Origin of the sequence: Bradyrhizobium sp. in8p8 (assembly GCF_000426845.1) — a bacterium.
GTDB classification, from domain to species: domain Bacteria; phylum Pseudomonadota; class Alphaproteobacteria; order Rhizobiales; family Xanthobacteraceae; genus Bradyrhizobium; species Bradyrhizobium japonicum_C.
Genome location: NZ_AUGD01000011.1, coordinates 1 through 18,315, shown reverse-complemented (window position 1 = coordinate 18,315; position 18,315 = coordinate 1). Strand labels below are relative to the sequence as shown.

The 18,315-nt window shown below is 60.8% G+C and carries 16 protein-coding genes and 3 pseudogenes; 12 read left to right on the top strand and 7 right to left on the bottom strand.

Features of this window, described 5'->3' with window-relative positions; all coding sequences use genetic code 11:
• The first annotated feature begins 2 nt into the window (after positions 1-2).
• The 5 genes from K408_RS0125780 to K408_RS43520 all read left to right on the top strand — a co-directional run bounded on the left by K408_RS0125780 (position 3) and on the right by K408_RS43520 (position 3,816).
• Positions 3-623: a hypothetical protein gene (locus K408_RS0125780; protein WP_024341349.1), complete on the top strand. Its 621-nt coding sequence runs from the start codon at positions 3-5 to the stop codon at positions 621-623.
• Positions 620-1,390: a metallophosphoesterase family protein gene (locus K408_RS0125775; protein WP_024341348.1), complete on the top strand. Its 771-nt coding sequence runs from the start codon at positions 620-622 to the stop codon at positions 1,388-1,390. Before K408_RS0125780 ends, K408_RS0125775 begins: the two co-directional genes overlap by 4 nt.
• A 68-nt stretch (positions 1,391-1,458) precedes the next feature.
• Positions 1,459-1,830 carry a DUF6634 family protein gene (locus K408_RS38720; protein WP_155248634.1) on the top strand — a complete coding sequence of 124 codons (372 nt, stop codon included), beginning with the start codon at positions 1,459-1,461 and terminating at the stop codon, positions 1,828-1,830.
• Positions 1,827-3,392, top strand: coding sequence for an AAA family ATPase (locus K408_RS41250; protein WP_024341346.1), 1,566 nt, complete (start codon positions 1,827-1,829; stop codon positions 3,390-3,392). Before K408_RS38720 ends, K408_RS41250 begins: the two co-directional genes overlap by 4 nt.
• 157 nt (positions 3,393-3,549) lie before the next feature.
• Positions 3,550-3,816: a hypothetical protein gene (locus tag K408_RS43520; protein WP_024341345.1), complete on the top strand. Its 267-nt coding sequence runs from the start codon at positions 3,550-3,552 to the stop codon at positions 3,814-3,816.
• Here the strand turns inward: K408_RS43520 and K408_RS44330 are convergent.
• The 5 genes from K408_RS44330 to K408_RS40400 form a co-directional block, all read right to left on the bottom strand.
• Complete coding sequence (locus K408_RS44330) at positions 3,775-4,266, bottom strand: sialate O-acetylesterase (protein ID WP_433994146.1); 492 nt, start codon at positions 4,264-4,266, stop codon at positions 3,775-3,777. The two genes, K408_RS43520 and K408_RS44330, sit on opposite strands and share 42 nt — an antisense overlap.
• A gap of 234 nt (positions 4,267-4,500) precedes the next feature.
• The gene (locus tag K408_RS40405) at positions 4,501-4,941 is read right to left on the bottom strand and encodes a hypothetical protein (RefSeq protein WP_024341344.1); all 441 of its coding nucleotides are present in this window, start codon (positions 4,939-4,941) and stop codon (positions 4,501-4,503) included.
• A gap of 147 nt (positions 4,942-5,088) precedes the next feature.
• On the bottom strand, positions 5,089-5,205 hold the full coding sequence (locus K408_RS43515; RefSeq protein WP_245265914.1) for a phage portal protein: 117 nt from the start codon (positions 5,203-5,205) through the stop codon (positions 5,089-5,091).
• Between the two features lie 20 nt (positions 5,206-5,225).
• Positions 5,226-5,348, bottom strand: coding sequence for a phage portal protein (locus K408_RS43510; RefSeq protein WP_230646705.1), 123 nt, complete (start codon positions 5,346-5,348; stop codon positions 5,226-5,228).
• A 177-nt stretch (positions 5,349-5,525) separates the two neighbouring features.
• A complete protein-coding gene (locus K408_RS40400; protein ID WP_024341343.1) occupies positions 5,526-5,903 on the bottom strand; it encodes a hypothetical protein in 378 nt (125 codons plus the stop codon).
• A 518-nt stretch (positions 5,904-6,421) separates the two neighbouring features.
• On the opposite strand from K408_RS40400, the gene K408_RS42290 reads away from it, so the two are divergent.
• The 5 genes and pseudogenes from K408_RS42290 to tnpC (K408_RS38700) form a co-directional block, all read left to right on the top strand.
• Entirely contained in the window at positions 6,422-6,574 is a 153-nt protein-coding gene (locus K408_RS42290; RefSeq protein ID WP_155248633.1) for a hypothetical protein, read from the top strand.
• Positions 6,575-7,082: 508 nt separating this feature from the next.
• Positions 7,083-7,265: a hypothetical protein gene (locus K408_RS0125730; protein WP_024341342.1), complete on the top strand. Its 183-nt coding sequence runs from the start codon at positions 7,083-7,085 to the stop codon at positions 7,263-7,265.
• Positions 7,266-7,533: 268 nt separating this feature from the next.
• A complete protein-coding gene (locus tag K408_RS38705) occupies positions 7,534-8,481 on the top strand; it encodes a PEPxxWA-CTERM sorting domain-containing protein (RefSeq protein WP_035698514.1) in 948 nt (315 codons plus the stop codon).
• A gap of 65 nt (positions 8,482-8,546) precedes the next feature.
• Positions 8,547-8,711, top strand: a complete 165-nt coding sequence (locus K408_RS42285; RefSeq protein WP_155248632.1) for a hypothetical protein — start codon at positions 8,547-8,549, stop codon at positions 8,709-8,711.
• A 329-nt stretch (positions 8,712-9,040) separates the two neighbouring features.
• Positions 9,041-9,781 (top strand): annotated as a pseudogene (gene tnpC / locus K408_RS38700) (IS66 family transposase); the annotation flags it as partial.
• 227 nt (positions 9,782-10,008) lie between these two features.
• Here the strand turns inward: tnpC (K408_RS38700) and K408_RS38695 are convergent.
• Positions 10,009-10,965, bottom strand: a complete 957-nt coding sequence (locus tag K408_RS38695; protein WP_051160752.1) for an IS110 family RNA-guided transposase — start codon at positions 10,963-10,965, stop codon at positions 10,009-10,011.
• A gap of 105 nt (positions 10,966-11,070) precedes the next feature.
• Between K408_RS38695 and tnpC (K408_RS38690) the strand changes: the two are divergent.
• A pseudogene (gene tnpC, locus K408_RS38690) lies at positions 11,071-11,829 on the top strand (IS66 family transposase); the annotation flags it as partial.
• 2,459 nt (positions 11,830-14,288) lie between these two features.
• On the opposite strand, the pseudogene K408_RS44325 reads toward tnpC (K408_RS38690), so the two are convergent.
• Positions 14,289-14,402, bottom strand: a pseudogene (locus K408_RS44325) (PEPxxWA-CTERM sorting domain-containing protein); the annotation flags it as partial.
• 2,083 nt (positions 14,403-16,485) lie between these two features.
• Here K408_RS44325 and K408_RS38685 point away from each other — a divergent pair.
• On the top strand, positions 16,486-17,589 hold the full coding sequence (locus K408_RS38685) for a helix-turn-helix transcriptional regulator (protein WP_024343484.1): 1,104 nt from the start codon (positions 16,486-16,488) through the stop codon (positions 17,587-17,589).
• The last annotated feature ends 726 nt before the right edge of the window (positions 17,590-18,315 follow it).

The window sequence follows — 18,315 nt, the reverse complement described above, 5'->3', positions numbered from 1 at the left end:
CCATGTCTGACGCAAGCGAGGTGCCGGAGCGCAAGCTCCGGCACGAGGAAGCCCGCCGCGCCGGCGCTGCCACCTCCCTGCCCTCGATCGATCGAGGATCGATTGTGGCGAACGCGTTCACCGACAACCCGGCCTCGCGGATCAAGAGGCCGCCGGATCGCCCGTGGCCGCTCGAGGCCCGGGACGTCTCGCCCCTGCAATGGTGGCGAACGCTGCCGTCCGATGCGTTCCAGGACGCCGAGCAGGACATCCTGCTCAGGACGCTGGAGCGGATCGGGGTCCTCCATGGTGGCGATGATCTCGCGGCCGCGCTAGCCGGCGATGTCGCGGCCGCCATTGACGTCGCATTCGCCTTGATGCCGATCGAAGACACCACGCTGACCGTCGACATCGCGATGTCGGCGCTCATGCGCGCCGCACTCGCGCCGAACGCGATCGCGGCGCTGGTCCTGGCTCAGGTCATCGGTCTGACCTATCTCGATCACGGGCTGGCCACCGAGCTGGCCGCGTCCTGGTACACGCACGGCCTGCGCCACTCGAGCAATCCGCGCAAGTTCGGCCAGGCCGAGGCCGTGCTGCTCATGGCCTTCCGGGAGCTCCAGCACAGCGGAGAGAGCGCATGAAGGTTCAAGTCTTTTCGGACCTGCATCTGGACGTCGCGCCGGTCAAGCCGATCTCGATCGTCGATGGCATCGATGCCGTCATCGTGGCGGGCGACGTCTGCGAAGGCGCGGTGCAGGCGTTTGCACAGCTGCGCAAAATCGTTCCGATGCCGATTCCGATCCTGATGGTGCTCGGCAATCACGAATACTATCGCCGTTTCGTTCCGGACGAGCTCGCGCTCGCCCGGGCACGGGCGCCGTCCTTCAACATTCACGTGATGGAGAACGACGCGATCGTGTATGTCGGAGTCCGTTTCGTCGGCGCGACGCTGTGGACCGACTACCGGAATTTCGGCGATGCTAACCAGCTGGCGGTCATGAACGCTTGCGCTGCCGGAATGAACGATCACCGCCGCATCGGCTGGCGAAAGGAGCCCTGGGCGCGATTCAGACCGCGGGAAGCGGCCTTGCTGCACCATCGGTCGCGGAGCTACATCGCCTCGATCCTGGCGACGAACTTCGCTGGCCCGACGGCCGTCCTCTCTCACCATGCCATTCATTTCAACTCGGTGCTGCCGCAATACCGGAACGACCTGGTGACGGCCGCCTACGTGTCGGACATGACCGCGACCATCGAAACGTACCGGCCGGCGCTGTGGATTCATGGGCACGTCCATAATTCCTGCGACTACCGGCTCGGCAACACCCGGATCGTCTGCAATCCGCACGGCTACGGCAGCGAGAACCCGGATTTCAACGGCTCGCTCGTAGTCGAGATCGGCGCCTAGGTCCGATCATCGCGCTCCACCCAATCGATATCCTGTCTCGTCCGGTGTTTCTCCTCATGCTTACGCGCATGTTTCCTTTTCTCGATCCGGCCCACATCTCGCTCGATCCGTCCCACCAGCTCCGCGCCCTCGCCGACGACTGCGACCGTCTCCGGCTCCGCCGAGGCGTCCCGACGCGACTTCTGGACAAGGCTCCGCTGCTGCGGGACTGGATCCCTATCTTGAGGCCGGCGGGCCTGCATCTGGCCGGGTACGCGGTGGGGCACCCGGTGCATGGCGATCGCATGGTGATGACGACGCCGCTCTGGTGGGCGGATCCTGACGGCAAATGGGTCCGAAGCCTGTCGCGGTTCTACCGCCTGGGATCTCCGGCCGACGCCGCAGACGTTCCCCGCATGCTCGGCTCTTCCGAAGCCTCCGGATCGGAGGAAGAGGCATGACCGCAACGGATGACACCGACGATCTCGACCTTCCCGCGGCCGTGACCGATGCCGCGTCGACCGGAGCTGCAGCTGACTCGTCGGATCTCGACGAGCGTCTGAAGGCGCTGCCGCGCCTTCTGCGCTATGCGATGCTGGCCAACGAAGGCGGTACGCATATTCAGGAGCGGCTGATCGCCGAAATCAACGAAGTCTGTCCCGGGCTCGCCGAGACCGCGGTCTGGTCGGCGACGGAAAGCACCGCCAACGGGCTTGCGCTCGCGGCCGAGCTCGACCGGCGCGCCGTCGGTCAGGACGAGCCCGCCCTGCGCAGCCTCGCGGACTGCGTCCGCTTGTTGTGCCTGCCTCTGCCGCACAGCGCCAACTTGTTCGACGATTTTCGCCGGGTCGGCAAGGCACTGGTCAAGGCGTTCAGGAAAGTCTGCCGCGAGGCCAACGAGGAGCTGTGCAGCGAACTTGAAGAAATCACCTTCGGCTGGGCGGCTCTGCCCGCGTGCAGCGATCTGGTTACGAAGCATGACAGCGCCCTGATGAACGCCATCAGGCTTGGGCCCATGATGGCCGAGCACCGGATCTTCACCGCCAGGGCAGCCTTGCGTCGCAAGCTGAAAGAGGAGGAAGAACGCCGGGAGCAGCAGAAGGCCGAAGCCACCGCCTCTAATCAGCGCGAGGAGCCTCCTGCTGATCCCACGTCGAACCAAAGCGTCGTGGTGGCCCGCCTCTCCGCGGAGGAGATGAAGAATGGCAAGCTCAAAGACATCCTGGGGCCGCTGAAGGGCGTCATCAACGTCGCCTTGCCGCTCGTGAAGGCCCCGCCCCTTCACGAGGTCCGCAACAAGCTTCTCTTCGAGTTTCCATACGCAGGTGAGGTGATCGATTTCGCGCTTGCCGATCTGGTCGGGCGAACCACGGTTCGCCTGCGTCCCCTACTCCTGTGTGGCGATGCCGGCGGGGGCAAAAGCCGGTTTGGGCGGAGGCTTGGCGAGTTGCTGGGAGTCAGCGTCTGGCGCACGGATGCGAGCCGCTGCGACGGCGCGGTGTTTGGCGGCACTGATCGTCGCTGGTACTCGGCCGAACCCTGCCATCCGTTTCTTGCGGTCGCTCAGGGCAAGATCGCCAACCCGCTGATTCTCATCGACGAGCTCGAAAAGGCAGCTTCCAGGAACGACTATGGCCGTCTCTGGGACTGCCTGCTCGGCTTCCTCGAGCCTGAGACCAGTGTGCGCTATCCGGATCCGGCACTGCAGACCAATCTCGACCTGTCGCATGTATCTTACATCGCGACGGCGAACAGTCTCGGTCCCCTGCCCTCGCCGATCCGCGACAGGTTTCGCGTGGTGACGTTCCCCAAACCCACGGCCGCTCATCTCGACGCCCTGTTGCCGGCGATGATTGCCGACCTCGCCCGAGAGCGAGGCATCGACGAGAGATGGGTGCGGCCACTCGATGGACCTGAGCACCTCGCCGTCGCGCGGGGCTGGCGCGGCGGCTCGGTCCGACGGCTTCGCCGGATCGTCGAGGCGATCCTGCAGCATCGCGAGACCGAGACGACGAGGCACTGATGACGCGCGACACCAACAAGTTGGCAAATTCCACCACGCGGCTGCCGGGATCCCGGCTGCCGCGGCCGCCCCAGTCGCCGGGGACACTTTGCGGACGCCGCTTAAGCCAAGGCCCGGCTGGCACTATCAACGGAACTGAGAACGTTGAAAAAAGAGCATGACTGAGCCTCAGATCGTGTGCCCGAAGTGCCGGACCGAGATCAAGCTCACCGAATCGCTGGCCGAACCGCTCGTGGCCGAGACCTGGCGGCGGTTTGAACAGCAGCTCGCGGCAAGGGAGGTCGAGTTCGGCCACCGCGCCTGCGGTTGGGAGCGTTCGCGCTTAACCCGACGGAAGTTCGCCACCGGGTCAGCTATGCGCTTTCCGATGTTGGCGCTAAGCTCACCTTCTCATATCCGCTGGTCGAGCCGAGCAATGTCGTAATGGTGCGAGCGTAGCGCTTGCCCATGCGGCCGTAGCTTGCCGCATCGTAGTGGACGTTGGCATTGACAATGACCGCGTCACGGTTGCTGTGCGAATAATAGACGCCCGTGAGCGAGCGTCGAGCAGCGTTCGCTCCATTGCGTCCCAAGAGGCATCTGTCCCGTAACCTGAAGCGCCTCCCGTGACAGTGCCCAGACCTGACAGAACAAGCGGGATGGTAGATTTGCTCCGACCAAAATCGGTCGCAAAGCTTCCGTTTAGCGCGTCGAGTTGCGCCAGATAGGCAGCCTGCGATGTGCCGTTCGCGCTGTCACCTTCGCCTTGATGCCAGACGATGAATTCGAGATCGTGGGTAGCCGCAACTATCTGCGCTGCCACAGCCTGATAGTGCCCGTGCCGGCACCCTTCGTGAGGAAGGAAATCGGGACTCCAGACACCGCCCCCCCGCAGGCACCGACCGGCACACCTACAAGAGAGGCAATGCCGTTCAGAAGCTCCCGGATTCCGTTTGAACTTGGCACCGCGGCCCCAGCGGAGCCGTTGTACCAGATCGTCAGTGCGTTAGCTGAGGGAGGAGATAATGACGGTCCTCCGTAAATTCCCTGCGCGTTCGATTGCCCGTAGATAGCGAGGAAGATGCCGACGTAGAACGGATTGCTGCCGGTCTGAGCAAGGCTCGTTGCATTAGCGGAGCGAGCCTTCAAGTAGTAGCTGCCACCCTGCGCGACGCCCGAAACGCTCGCTGACCATGTCCCGCCGCCGATAGACGCGGTCGCAGTCGTCCAATCCTTGACGATCGAATTGTCGGAGACCTTGAGGACCTGAAGCTCGATCGCGCTCGGCGTGCCTCCGCTGTAGGTGCCTGATGCGCGCACAGGGCCGCTGGTGGGTGAAGCGGTATGTCCCCGCGCCGGTGATGACCAATGCCAGCTTTGACGCGCTGAGCGGCGCGACGGTAAAATACTCGTTGCTATCCGCCTTGAGCTGGATCTCGACGCTGGCGCCCTGGCCGAGAACCGCGCCGGCGGCGTCCTTCAGGCACACGGTCAACGTGCTTCCCGACGAGACCGTCACGTCTTCGGAACTCTCGGCAGTCGTGCCAATCGCTAGGATTTCCGTGGCCATTTGAGGGTGTCATGCGTGAGAGGCTGTTGGCGATCGGGGGCGACCTGACGATGGCCGCCCTCAGCGAGATTCGTGGGCGCCCGAGTGCTACTGAGCCTTGGATTCGCGGGTGGCCGTCCTGCGCCGTCACGGTGACCGGCTTGGCCTTCAGCCCCACGCCAGGATCGGCGTACCGCCGGCGCCGTCGCCCTTCGTCTGCTCGTCCCAGCGCTCGCGCAGCTCCTTGGTCTGGGGCGCGGTCAGCTGCTGATCGGTCTCCAGCATGAAGGACGGACGCGCGGCATTCAGATGAACGACACCTGCTGGTTCAGCGCCGCGCCCGACATGGCGAGATCGAGCGCCGCGGCCAGGATCGGGCTCTCGCCCTTCAAGGGGTGGCGCGGCGTATGCAGGCGCACGTGGAGCACGTCACGCGCCGGAATCGGATAGGAGAGATCGAAGCGCCGCTCGACGACCTAATTGCCGCCCAGCCGTAGAAGATCGACCCATCTTTCGCAATGTACGGGACGCTGTGGCGCATCCAGTGCAGTTCTTTGACCTCGTTTCGATCCTTCCGGATCGCCAGGCCAAATGCCTCGCCTTTCTCATAGAGACGACGGGTGATGTTCAACAGCAGATCGGAGATCGACTGGTAGTCGTTGGGCTTGCGCAGGATCCGGTCCCAGATCCGACGTCGTGACCGCCTCGCGACCGCCTTCCGGAAGCGATCGCCAATGCCCGCCCGGACACATCGCAACCGTCTGCGAATAGGCGGAGACGCACGCCTCGACCATCGCCCCCGCCGGGCCGTAAGGCTGGATCGAATAGCCCATCTGCCACCAGTTCATGAACTTGCCGGCGGTCGCGGAAAGCCAGCCCTCCGAGAGCAAATAGGGCCCCGGTCGGTATTGACCTTCGGCCGCCTTGGTCACGACCGCCTTGGCTTGGCCTGGCGGCGGCACGGACGGAACGGAAGTTGCCATGAATGATGTTCTCTTGACCTAGAGAGCGGGTGGCGCGCGCGGCGGTATTGGAATCTGGGTTGTCGGATCGAGCTTGACGCGCCGGAACGGCCGCAAGCGGCTACACGTTGAAAAGACTCAATAAAGGGGCAAGGACGCGTGATCGATCTCAACCTAGCCGTCGTAATCGGGATCAGTGCCTTCCTGCTCGGCGCATCTATCGGCTATGGCATCAGGGCCGCGATCAGCGCGAGGCGCCGGGCGAGTGATCGGCGCCGGCGGCTGTGAGGGTGGCAGTTGCTCTCTCACCCTGAGGCAGCAAACGGTGTGGTTTGACATACATCTCCCTTCCAGTAGCATCGGGCTGCGCAACTCCCAGTTTCGCCCGAAGGTCGCTGGCCTGCCATTCCCCAAGAACGGCCCCTCGGGCTGGCGGCCTGAGGCGAATTGCTCCTGCGCCGCCGTTTCCCCGATCGTCGATCCGCTGCCCCCTGAGGAGTGAAACAAGGAACTGGCGACGGGACCCAGCGTTTTCCTGCATGAACACAACAATCGGCATAGTCCTCCTGGTCGCCCTGATAGCTACCGTGGTGGCAGCTAATGTCTGGTATCGCCGTCACCGCGCCCATATGACGCCCCGCGAAAAGCAGGTGGAAGATCGCGAGATCGAGCGGCAAGAGACGATCTGGTAGACTTCAGGCATTGCCCTTTGAACGCTCCCCTGAAGGAGTAAACAGGGCTCCAATTCAATCCGAAGTGTGAGTGATTTCACAAACCGGTCGTCTTGCCTCGGCTAGCTTAACTGTCGAGCGCGGATAGTGTCCTTTTCAGATGCCGCGAGCATGGAGGCGTTGGTGCAATTCGTCTTTTCAGTAGACATTTTCAGAGGAAGATTTCGATGCCAAACGTCAGTGCAGACGTGGAGCGAATGCTGCGGGTGAACTGCCCGATCGAACTGGATGCAAACTCAATACATTCTCGAGCGGTTCAGCCGGACCAGAAACCACCCCGCGCTGCCCTCCACCAAGCAGGAAAGAACGGTGCGTTTCCGGACGCTGCGAACGACAACCCAATCGAGGCTCCGCTGGAGCCATTTCCCGACGAGTGGTGGGCCTCACCCTGAGAACCCCTGTCATCGTTCACGAACCTCGTGTTGGATGCCGCCATCACCGAGAGGCTTCGCCCGTACCCAGAGGTTCGATGAGCATTAAATCCATCGTTGCCAAGATTTTGAGGGATGAACTTCGGTCCATTGGCATCCGCTCGCTAACAGACGCAGAGGCCGAATTGGTTGCCAACCGGATATTCGAGCGGATTACCGATCTGGAGCTCGAACTTGCTGCGCGCGAGATATTTCCCCGAAAGCCGACTCGCGGCACCTAACGACGCGCACCGCTTCACAAACCAGACAACCCTTTTGACATGCCGTCCGAGCCCATAGCATTCCGACCCGCGTGAGACCCCCAGTCCCGCCCGAAGGCCGCCCGCCCAGCCATCCCCAAGACCGGCCCCAAGACTGGCGCACGGAGGCGCTTGAGAAGAGTGCGCTACGCAATGCAGCCCGGGGAAATCCGTCAGCCTACTTGACACGATTTACCTAAGGTTCCTATCATTGAATCGTATTTAATTGCTATTTAATGGGGGGGGGTAAATGCGCATAATCATGCTGGCCCTTTTGGGACTCCTTGCCCAGCTCGGCGTGTCCTTCAGTGCAGGTGCGGCCACAATCTACAACAACGGTGGACCCGACACCTACAACGGTTACTCCATCTTCTCAGTGAATGAGGCTGCAGATGATTTCAGATTTTCTTCCGCCGCGTCGGTTACAAGCGTCGGTTTTTATTTTCAGACCTACCCGGGCATCAACGGCTGGGATCAGGTCGTCAACTACAACTTCTATTCTGACGTCAGCGGATCGCCCGGGACGTTGCTAGCGTCGGGCACGGCACAGAACGTTGCAGCACTCGACTCAGGATTGCCATGGTGCTGCGGGGGAAACGCTTGGCTCGTTACGTTCGATCTACAGACCCCGTTTCTTGCTGCCGCAAATACCAACTATTGGTTGGGCCTGACGGGTGCGGGAAGCACGATCTACAGCGCGTGGTGGGTCACTTCCGGTTACCCGGGCAACGGCCATAACGGCTCAAACATCAACGCCGAGTTTGCGTTCTACTTGGATGGTTCGGTCACTTCCGCCGTTCCCGAACCTTCCACCTGGGCCATGATGTTGCTCGGCTTCGCAGGTGTCGGTCTCACCTTCCGCGCCGCAAGATCATCACGGCCTAACAAGTTTCAGCTTACTAAGGACCCGTCAGTCTCGCTGGCGGGTTTTTCGTTTGGGAGTGGGTCGGTCTCGAGGGACGCCTTCCAGAACCGGCCCTTCCTTCGCAGTCCTGAGAGGAGCGAACCGGCATCCCTGAGGGAGAGAGCTTCAGTTTTGACATGCAAACGCAACCAAACAGGATGGGCTTGGGGAATTCCCTGTTCCGCCCGCAAGTCGCTGGCTCCGCCCATTCCCCCAAGAACGGCTTCCAGGGGCTGGCGGCCTGAGGCGAACCGCTCGTGCTACACCACATTGATTAGGCATACGCTGTCCTGAAAGTGCGCAGAACCGAGCCTGCAGCTTGGAAACCCACTGGTAGCTGGAGCATCGGAGCATCTGAAATGCTTGACCATCTTCGACATCTCGAAGCCCTAGCCCGCCGGCAGGCCGCCTTGACTGGCGATATGCGGACAAAGTTCGCGCTGCTTGAGTTGGCGGACGAATACCGCACGCGGATCGAGCACCTGGAGCAGATAGCCACCAGCCACCCAAAGCGCCCCAGTTGAAGGGGAATCGGACCTGGCGATTGACTGCCACCGCAAAAGTCGGAGGGCACTTACATCGTCGCCGGCACGGGCGATTATCGGGTGACTGAGAGACCGGTTGAACTCGCCGCTATAGGGAGCGCAGCATGCCGATCTCGCCTTTCGTCGCGAACATCATCCGTGCTGAGATGGTCCGGCACTGCATGCGCTCTTAGCCGATCAACCGGCAATGAAGTCCGTGCTTCCCTGAGAGGAGTGGACCGGCATCCCTGAGGGTGTATTGGGCCGAATTCTGCCCGCCCTTAGCGGACCTGTACTGCACGCCGGGCATCGGTACTTCGACTCCCGTGGCCGCGGAAGCCGAGGCCCAGGCGGGGACCTTGCTGATCGAGAAGCTCAAACTCACGATCAAGAAGCTCCGGCACGAGCAGTTCGGGCAGTCCTCCGAGCGAGGCGCATTGCTGGACCAGCTCGAGCTGCAACTCGCCGATCTGGAGGAGAACGCGGCGCAAGCTGAGACCGCGGCACAGATGGCAGCCGAGAAGATTGCGGTGCCATCGTTCGAGCGCCGCAAGCCAGCCCGCCGGCCGCTGCCGGAGCATTTGCCGCGGGAGCGCCTTGTCTATCCGGTGCCTGCCACCTGCCCATGCTGCGGCGACAGCCGATTGCGCAAGATCGGCGAGGACGTGACCGAGACGCTGGAGCTCGTTCCGCGGCAGTGGAAGGTGATCCAGCACGTGCGCGAGAAGCTCGTCTGCCGGGCCTGCGAAGCGATCACCCAGCCGCCGGCCCCCTCGCATCCGATTGCACGCGGGCGTGCGGGGCCCAAGCTGCTGGCCCATGTCCTGTTTGCCAAGTACGGCCTGCACCTGCCGCTTCATCGCCAGAGCGACGTCTACCAGCGTGAAGGCATCGACCTCGACGTATCGACGCTCGCGGACTGGGTAGGTGCCTCCGCGGCAACCCTGATGCCCCTGGTCGATGCGATCCGGAGCCACGTCTTCGCAGCCGAGCGCATCCACGCGGATGACACCACAGTGCCGGTCCTGGCCAAGGGCAAGACCCGGACCGGCCGGCTCTGGACTTATCTATGGACGGTCCCCGCTTTGCAAGGCCATTTGCTTTGTTTTGGCTAACGATCGTTTGCAGCTATCTATCCGGCTTTATGGCATGCCACGAGCCTTGATGAGATCCGCGGATCGGCGCCCAATTACGTTGGCGAGCTCTGAAGCTCGATAGGTCCAACGGGCTTAGCCGACCCCGGTCCGACCGGTTGCCATCACTCTGCTTTGCCCTCGCAAACGGAGCCACGCTCGATTTATACTTGCGCGCGGTATTCTTCACCATTGGCCATGATCGCCCAAGCGATCCGTGCAGTTTTGTGAGCGAGCGCCACCGTCACGACATTGAAGGGACGCCTGCCGAGCAGCTCTGTTATCCAGGTATTGGTGACCTGATGGATACGGACGCGATGAACGGCCGCTCGGGCGCCATGTATTAGCAACTTACGAATGTAGCCGTCGCCGCGCTTGCTGATACCGCCCAAACGCTCCCTTCCCCCGGTCGAATGCTGCTTCGGTACTAATCCAAGCCAGGCGGCGAAATGCCTTGCCGAAGCGAACTGTTGTGGATGATCGACAGACGCCGCCAGGGCGGTGGCGGCAAATGGGCCGATGCCCGCCACCTTCATGAGACGCCGACAGACTTCATTGTCTTTGGCAGTTGCAAGGATCATTTTCTCGTGGCTTTCAATGTGTAGCTCAAGGTCTTCGATCTGATCGACAAGGATTGAAAGAGCGCTACGCGCGCTCTGTGGGATGCGCTCGTCAACGTCCACGAGTGCCATGAGCTCTCTCGCGTTTGCTTTTCCCTTCCCGGTCACGATTCCCAACTCGCCCAAATGACCACGCAGAGCATTTATCGCGCCTGTGCGCTGTCGAATAAGCAAATCTCGCGTGCGATGTAGCATTAAAATTCCCTGCTGTTCGACGGTTTTTACAGGGACAAAGCGCATGCCAGGCCGTTGGACGGCTTCCCAGCACGCCTCCGCATCAGCAGCATCATGCTTGTTTGTCTTCACGTAGGCTCGGACGTAGCGGGCCGGCATAAGACGTGCTTTGTGTCCAAGCTTTATTAGTTCACGAGCCCAATGATGAGCGCTGCCGCAAGCCTCAAGACCAACGAGACAACTTGGAAGCCGTGAAAAGAAATCGAGAACCTTCCCGCGAGCGAGCTTCTTGCGGATAATTTCTCCATCCGCCGTAATCCAGTGGATTTAAAACCAGCTCTTCGAGATATCAAGCCCGATTGTCACCATAGCTTGTCCTCCTTCTTGGGGTGCCCTTTCGCAGCTTATCAGGGCGGGGACCGTCCATCTCATTACGTGCGCGACGACCGTCCGTTTGCCGGCCCAGATCCGCCGGCGGCCGTGTTCTTCTACTCACCGGACCGTGGCGGCGAGCATCCGGAGCAACATCTGGCGGGCTATGCCGGACTGATGCAGGCCGACGCCTACGCCGGCTTTGGCAGGCTCTACGAGGCCAATCGCAAGGGCGGCCCGATCATCGAGGCCGCGTGCTGGGCGCACGGCAGGCGCAAGTTCTTTGATCTGGCACGGCTCAGCAAGGCGCCGATTGCGGCCGAGGCGGTCAAGCGCATCGATGTCCTGTTCGCCATCGAGCGCGAGATCAACGGTCTTACTGCGCAGGAGCGGTTGCGTGTGCGCCAGGAGCGTAGCCGCCCCCTGATCGTCGAGCTGGAGGCGTGGTTGCGCGAGCAGCGCGCCAAGCTCTCCAGGAACAACGACACGACCAAAGCGATCAATTACTGCCTCAGCCGCTGGGATGCATTTAGCCGCTTCCTTGATGACGGACGGCTTTGCATGTCGAACAACGCTGCTGAGCGTGAGCTAAGAGCGGCCGCCGTGGGACGAAAAAATTGGACCTTTGCCGGGTCCGACGAGGGCGGCCGGCGTGCGGCCGCCATCTACAGCCTCATCGCCACCGCCAAACTCAATGACATCGACCCGCAGGCTTGGCTCGCCGACGTGCTGGCGCGCCTACCGGATCACCCTGCCAAGCGCATCCACGAACTCATGCCCTGGAATTGGCGACCTCAGAACGTCGCTCAGGCCGCATAAACGGCGGTCAGCCATCCACTCAAGATGACCTAACCAGGGGCCGTCACCGGACGCGTACGATCAAACATTGGATGCGGCAAGCTCAGAAGCGCACCATCGAGGACACCTGGCGCCAAATCGGTCACCTCGTCCAGGACATCCAGCCTCGCGAATGCGCCAACTACTTCGCAACCGCCGGTTATGCTTCAATCAAAATGTGAAACGCTCTAGCTAAGCCTGCGCCGATGGCCACCAACGCTAATCGATGAGTTCCCTTTAAGAGTAACTCGGTCCAACTCCGAGGCGAGATGCTTCGACGTCGAGGAACGGGAGGATCCTGTTCGTTCGACAGGGCGATCGCAGGCCAAGAGCCACTATTGGTCGATGAATATCCGGCTTCCAAGGATCGTGCCCGAGCGACAATCTTCAAGAGTTGCCCTACGCGCCGAAGATCCACACAATCCCCGTGGTCAGCGCCCAGATCCAGGCCACCATCCCCACCACGAGCGACATGACGTAAACAGAACGCATAATCGCACTTCCTAATGTCGATCCAGACGCAACGTATCTGCCTCGAGAACACGCTGCCTGAGCCGCAAAACTTCGAGGTAGCGCTCCGCGATGGTCTCGGCGACCGGAGGCCTCTTGGGCGCCCGTTTCACCTTCTTCAGCTCGCGTGGTCTCCGCTCCTTCGAAAATGCGCTCTTCATAAAAATGCTCCGACGTCCAATAGAAAGCAAAACGCATACCAATGTACTTAGCGCTGCCTCACTCGCCCGATGTTGGTTAGGCGGGACCCTAGCGAGGTTCGATCAACGTCCCGTGACCCCACCTAATCTACAAATTCCAAGCCTGGGGCTGACGCAAAAGTCCCAAGCGACGTCATAAAGTAGGAGCCGATAGCTCAACGCTGCGGCGAAGCCATTTCGCTGCAAGCAGGAAACGATGCAGCGAAAACTATAGCAAAAGCCGCCTGCTGCCTGAAGTCAATAAGACACCTTACTAAAGATATGCGTCCTTTGGAAGAATTGGTCCTTTGAGACGGGCAGCGAATTTCCTGCGCATTTGCAGGGAAATCAGCCCACCTGTTGGTTCCCTAGGGTTGATTTATTCCATCGTGGTGGGTCTCCTTGGGAGCCGCACGACTGCTGACCATTTGCGTATGGGTGGTTGGGCAAAGGGATGCACATGAATGACGGGGGCGGCGATGACGAGGTCGTGTTCTCTCCCCGGCTCTACCCACTGCGGCGGCTCCCAGGATGCCCGACGGTACGCCCTGTTTGCGCTCGTCGGGATTGCGGGAGAGGACGATCTGGGCTCCCCTGACATCGCAAAAGGGCCGCCGGCTGCCCCCGAGCCACAGATCGCACCAGATCGAAGGGTAGGCCGCCAAAAAAAGCGTTCTGAACCGGGCTCCGGTGTTGCCGCCTGAACCCTCGGCCGAGCTACTAGAGCGCCTCCTGGCGAGCCGGCCCTCCAGGCAGGCGACGAGGGGCTACTAGCCTAGGCGAAAGCAAGCCTGCCTCTCAAGAACACCCTCCTGGAAAGGGACGCCCGGGCCCTCGAGGCGGCCTACTAGTTCAGATTGGAGCATGACGCCCCTCCCGACCTTGAGCGCGGAAATCAGCTCCCTGCCCCACGTAGCGATCCATCTGAGATCACCCAGGCCTCTGGACCGACACCCATCGGAGTCGATACAGCGGTCGATCCCTTCCTCCAAGCACATGTCGGCCTTGCCTTTCCGAAGGAGCCGTCCCGGCGTCGAAGCAAGGAACACCTCGCCTTCATCCGCAGCCAGGAGTGCCTTGTCTGCCCAAAAAAAAGCCCTGCGGACGCGCACCACCGGAAGTTCGCCAGCCACGAGCATTGGGCCGCAAGGTCAGCAATGAGTTCACAGTGCCACTCTGTCGATCAATCTCTGCACAGACAGGAGACGAAAGAACTTGGTGGGCAAACCTGCAAATCTCGCCTCGCCCGATTGCGAAAGAATTATGGGACGCAAGCCCAGTGCATGTCCCTGCAAGCCCAGTCCATATTTCTAACGAAGCGAAGGGACTGATTGATTCTAAAAGCGCGCAGCAACTCCCATCGAAGAGCTCTCGTCAATAGATCGGCTATTGCGAGAAGCCAGTTGGAAAGCACCGCTTGAGCTTGGACCGTCTAATAATATGACCCCGAATTGCAAGCAATGGCATCAACAATCCTGATCTGTTTCGTGGAAGCTGGTTGACCAAGCTCAGAATCCAACGAAGCTGCCAACGCCGCGGAGAAACGCTCCGACGCTCGATGTCGAGGAGCAGCACAAGTCATCATAGAAATCGAGCAACTCAATCGATGATGCGGACCGATCACGATTCTGCTGCCGGGCTCGGCCGAATGATTGCGGCGGCTCGCCGGTGCCTGACGAAATCTCCATGTCGATGCTGCCCAACAGAAAAGCCGCCCAGAGGCAACTTTCCCTAATCGGGATGCAACTATGATTAAGCTGCGACCAATGCAGAGGCGTAACTGCGCCGCCGATATGCGAGCCAGCCCAATCCCCCGAAGCCGAGCATCATCATAGCCCAAGTCGAGGGTTCGGGGACATCCGTGACGATGGGGGTCATCGATCCCGTAAATTCGCCGTTGCCCATAAATGTCAGGCCTGCGGCGAAGGCCATCGGATCGGTCGGATCGAGATTAGTCAGCGCCGTGATGCCCTCTACTCTGAAGGCGGAAACCCCCTGGTTGTAGCCGTGCGTCGTGAAATCGAAGATGTTGCCGCCGACGACGGTGTACGTGGTGCCGTCGGGCAGCACGATGGTGTAACTCGGCGTGCCGTCCAGAACCGGGAGAATGACCGAGGCGAACAGCGGATCACTCAAACCGGTGTTGAAGATGTAGCCACTGGCATAGGTCGGGTCGATGAAATAGGTCTGCCCGGCCAAGACCGAGAGCTCGAAATTGTAGATAGGCACGTTGTTGGATGAGAGGGTCACATTCGGCAGATAGACAGGCGTGTTATCCGGGACAGACTCCAACTTGGCGAAAGTGAAATCGACAAAGGAGCGCGATTGGTTCAGGATGCTTGGGAATGGAAGCTGGCCGCTGACTGGCGCTACATCGTTTCGCGTCTGAATCTGAGCGATCTCGATCGAATATTGCTTCCCCTGAACAAGCGGGAGTTGCGACAAGCTCGACGGCGAGATGCTCTGCGTGCCCTGCACCGGCGCTAGGTAGGTCTGAAAGACGATATTGGCAAGGCCTCCGCCCACGTCGGTGCCGTTCTCCCGGATGCGGATGCCGACAGCGTCAAGACCGGCTCCGGTATTTGTCCAGCTCAGCGTCGGCTTGTCTCCTGACCAACTGATCACCACGTTGCTGACGAAGGGAATCGGACTGACGTTCTGGGCAAAGCTGATGCCCGGCGTCGTGGCCGTCGCTGTGTTGCCGCCATTTTCGAAATGCAGCGTCCACGAAGGAGCGGCATAACTGCCGGAAGCCGAGATGGCGGCTGGCGGCGGCTTATATCCTCCGGCGAAAAAATACGGGTCTATGGTGTATTGCTTTGAGGCAAGGGGAATGGTGTTGGACTCGTAGGTCGCATAGCCGGTCGTGCCGAGCGGCATCACTTGCGTGGCGCCAAGCTGAATAATCACGCCCGCGCTGATCCCGGCATCGTTCGCCTGCCGATTGTCGAGAAAGAGATACGGTCCACCAATGTCGATTGGGCTGGCTTGCGCCAGTGTGGGCAGGGCGAAGGAGCAACCTGCGACCGCCCAAGCAAAAACAGCTTTCTTCATAATGCGAACCTCATCCTGCAACATCAAATGCCAGCTGGGCGGCCGTGCTTCGGCCCGGCTAGATAAGTTCGGCGAGAAGCTATTGGTCACCGCTCCGTCAGCAGACGTTCTTCGAACAACGGCAGCAACCCCCATATGGGGTATGAACCTGAACAAGCCCGCGGTCACAACCGCCAAGGAGCCGCTGATCGTATCGTTCATGCCGGCGGGCGGTTCGTGGGCGGAGCCAACATGAAACTGGACCAGCACTGCGCCTACCCACCACCGGAGAACCGTCAGTGGTCATGGTCTTGGCAAATGCGGTTGCAACCGTTGTCGGCGTTCAATTGCGCTCGGAGCGGAGCTCTCCAATAGGCCGGTCCATCAGCCACAGATTGCAGAATAGCGGGTGCTCGGGGTTGCGTCGTCCTGCCGTATTTTGTGATCTTAAATTTTGCAAGACCTACTTCTCATCCTCAGGTCGCAGGCGTAAGATCCGCCGCATATCCGACGAAGCAAATTGGAGTGCAAGTTTTTGTACCGGGCATATCGGCCGCTCGTATGTGATACCGCCCTAAGAACCCTCTAGACGTCACGGAGTTCATTTGGCCAAACTCGACATTGACGCGGCCACGTCCATCCTGAACGGAGAGGCATTTGACGCCGCCCGTAGGGCGTTGAATTGGCGCTTCATTAGTCGAAATCGTTTGGCGCTGTCGTATCTTCCCTGTGGTCGGCAGCAGACATGCAATCGGCGGCAGCAAGGTGCACGTTCCGCCCGAAGCAGTTCGCAAGCAAGAAAGGCGATTTTTGCAAAGGTCGGCCCGTAGGCAGAGGCCGATCTGGTCACATGCTCTCCGATGTCCATCCTGACAAGTAACCGCGCTGTCGCCTTCCGGCGGCCCCTGATTATCGAATGACTTCGATTTCCGACGAACTATTGATCGACCAAATCTATGAAGCCGCCATCGTTCCCGATCTTTGGAAGGGCGTGCTGGATCAGGTCGCCCATAGAGTCAACGCCGCGGGTACGGCGCTTTTCCTGTTGTCAAACAACAACAGCCCCAGCGGCGCAATCTGGTCGGATGCGTTGCATGAGCTTTGGATGGGATGGATCGATGGCGGATGGCAGGCGAAGACGCAGCGGGCACCTCGCATGATCGCTCTGAACCACGCAGGCTTCGTCAGCGAAAGTGACATCTTCGAACCTCAGGAGATCGAGCAGGACGAGGCCATTGTCAATTACCTGAGGCCGGCCGGGTTCGGTCACGGAGCGGGGACAGGGATCACGATGCCGACCGGGGAAATCGCGATCTACAGCGTGGAGCGACGATACGAAAGGGGCCCGTTTACGCGTGGAGATTGTCTAAGCCTTGACGTCCTGCGTCCCCATCTTGCGCGTGCTGCGTTGCTCTCGGGCCGAGCGGGACTGGAACGTGCCAAGGCGATGGCGAGTACGTTGGAGACAATCGGCATTCCCGCGGCAGTGGTCCGCCATGGCGGCAAATTGCTCGCGGCCAACGCCATGCTCGAACGAATGATGCCCTCCTTATTCCAGGATCGACGCGAGCGTCTCCGAATCGTTGACGAGCGGGCCGACAGCCTGTTCGCGAAAGTCCTGGAAAACCTCAGCAAAGGAGCCGGGGGGCGCGGTGTTGGCTCTATCCCCGTGGCATCCGATGCGTCCCGTCCACCGATGATCGTTCATCTACTGCCGGTGCGCGGCGCTGCGCAGGACTTGTTTTTCCAGGCATCGGCCATCGTCATGGTGACGCCGGTCGACCGAGCGAGCGTTCCGACGGCGGAAGTCTTGCAGGGACTGTTCGACCTGACGCCGGCCGAGGCAAGGGTCGCCCAGGGCATCGGTCGCGCCGGCGACGTCGACGTTTTGGCGAGATCGCTGGGTGTCAAGCCTTCAACGGTGCGGAAACAGATCAAGGCCGTGCTGGCCAAGACAGGCGTGCGACGGCAAACTGAGTTGGTCAGTTTGCTCGGAGGGAAGACATATCCTCAAGGCTAGAGGGAGCGCTAGAATAGCCCGAGTTTGCGACGTAGTTGATGCACTCCTCCTCGCAGAAGAGATCGAGCAGTTCACCAATCTTTTGCCAAGTTGCCTTCAAGTCGCGAGGCTCTGCAGCGCGTAGAAGGCCTTTAGGCTTTCCCAAGACTTGCTCGATCGGACAGAGGTCGGGGCTGTAGGCCGGCAGGAAGATGCGGTGACGCCTCTGGCGCGAAAGCTTGGCGAGCGGCGTTGCCCTTGCGGCTGCCTAGGTTGTCGAGGATGAGCATTTCGCCCAGTGCGAGTGTGGATGCAAGCACGCCTACACGATGAAGAGCTCCCCGTTTTGCTGCGACCATCAATCACCCAAGGTACGCTGATCTGATCGCGACGCATCGCCGCGATGAGATCACAGCCTTCCCGTGGCTGAAGGGCAGAGACCCGGAGACGCTGCCCGCAGGGCTCCGGCCCGCGCCAACGGTGCTCCACGTCTATCCATAAAAATAGCGGTCTTCCCTCGATGGGTTTTATCAATCGCTCTGCCACGTCGGTATCGGGCTCAGCCGAATTGAGGACTTGTGGCTGCGCGGTGTGTGGCGGAGGACTGTGATTGATCCCTTCAGCTTGGTGAAACTGAGGACAAGAGCCCCCGTGAACCGCCCCGGGTTTGCCGGAGGCTCCAACTCCTGAGAGGATGGAGCCATGACAAGCAAGACGACGAACAAATTTTCGCCTGAGGTCCGGGAC

Bases quoted from the DNA above. Each gene is read 5' to 3' on its own strand.
- K408_RS38685 (WP_024343484.1), top strand. From the start codon at position 16,486: ATGACTTCGATTTCCGACGAACTATTGATCGACCAAATCTATGAAGCC.
- K408_RS40405 (WP_024341344.1), bottom strand. From the start codon at position 4,941: ATGGCCACGGAAATCCTAGCGATTGGCACGACTGCCGAGAGTTCCGAA.
- K408_RS40400 (WP_024341343.1), bottom strand. From the start codon at position 5,903: ATGGCAACTTCCGTTCCGTCCGTGCCGCCGCCAGGCCAAGCCAAGGCG.
- K408_RS41250 (WP_024341346.1), top strand. From the start codon at position 1,827: ATGACCGCAACGGATGACACCGACGATCTCGACCTTCCCGCGGCCGTG.
- K408_RS38720 (WP_155248634.1), top strand. From the start codon at position 1,459: ATGTTTCCTTTTCTCGATCCGGCCCACATCTCGCTCGATCCGTCCCAC.
- K408_RS0125730 (WP_024341342.1), top strand. From the start codon at position 7,083: ATGAGCATTAAATCCATCGTTGCCAAGATTTTGAGGGATGAACTTCGG.
- K408_RS42290 (WP_155248633.1), top strand. From the start codon at position 6,422: ATGAACACAACAATCGGCATAGTCCTCCTGGTCGCCCTGATAGCTACC.
- K408_RS0125775 (WP_024341348.1), top strand. From the start codon at position 620: ATGAAGGTTCAAGTCTTTTCGGACCTGCATCTGGACGTCGCGCCGGTC.
- K408_RS43515 (WP_245265914.1), bottom strand. From the start codon at position 5,205: ATGCTGGAGACCGATCAGCAGCTGACCGCGCCCCAGACCAAGGAGCTG.
- K408_RS43520 (WP_024341345.1), top strand. From the start codon at position 3,550: ATGACTGAGCCTCAGATCGTGTGCCCGAAGTGCCGGACCGAGATCAAG.
- K408_RS0125780 (WP_024341349.1), top strand. From the start codon at position 3: ATGTCTGACGCAAGCGAGGTGCCGGAGCGCAAGCTCCGGCACGAGGAA.
- K408_RS42285 (WP_155248632.1), top strand. From the start codon at position 8,547: ATGCTTGACCATCTTCGACATCTCGAAGCCCTAGCCCGCCGGCAGGCC.
- K408_RS38705 (WP_035698514.1), top strand. From the start codon at position 7,534: ATGCGCATAATCATGCTGGCCCTTTTGGGACTCCTTGCCCAGCTCGGC.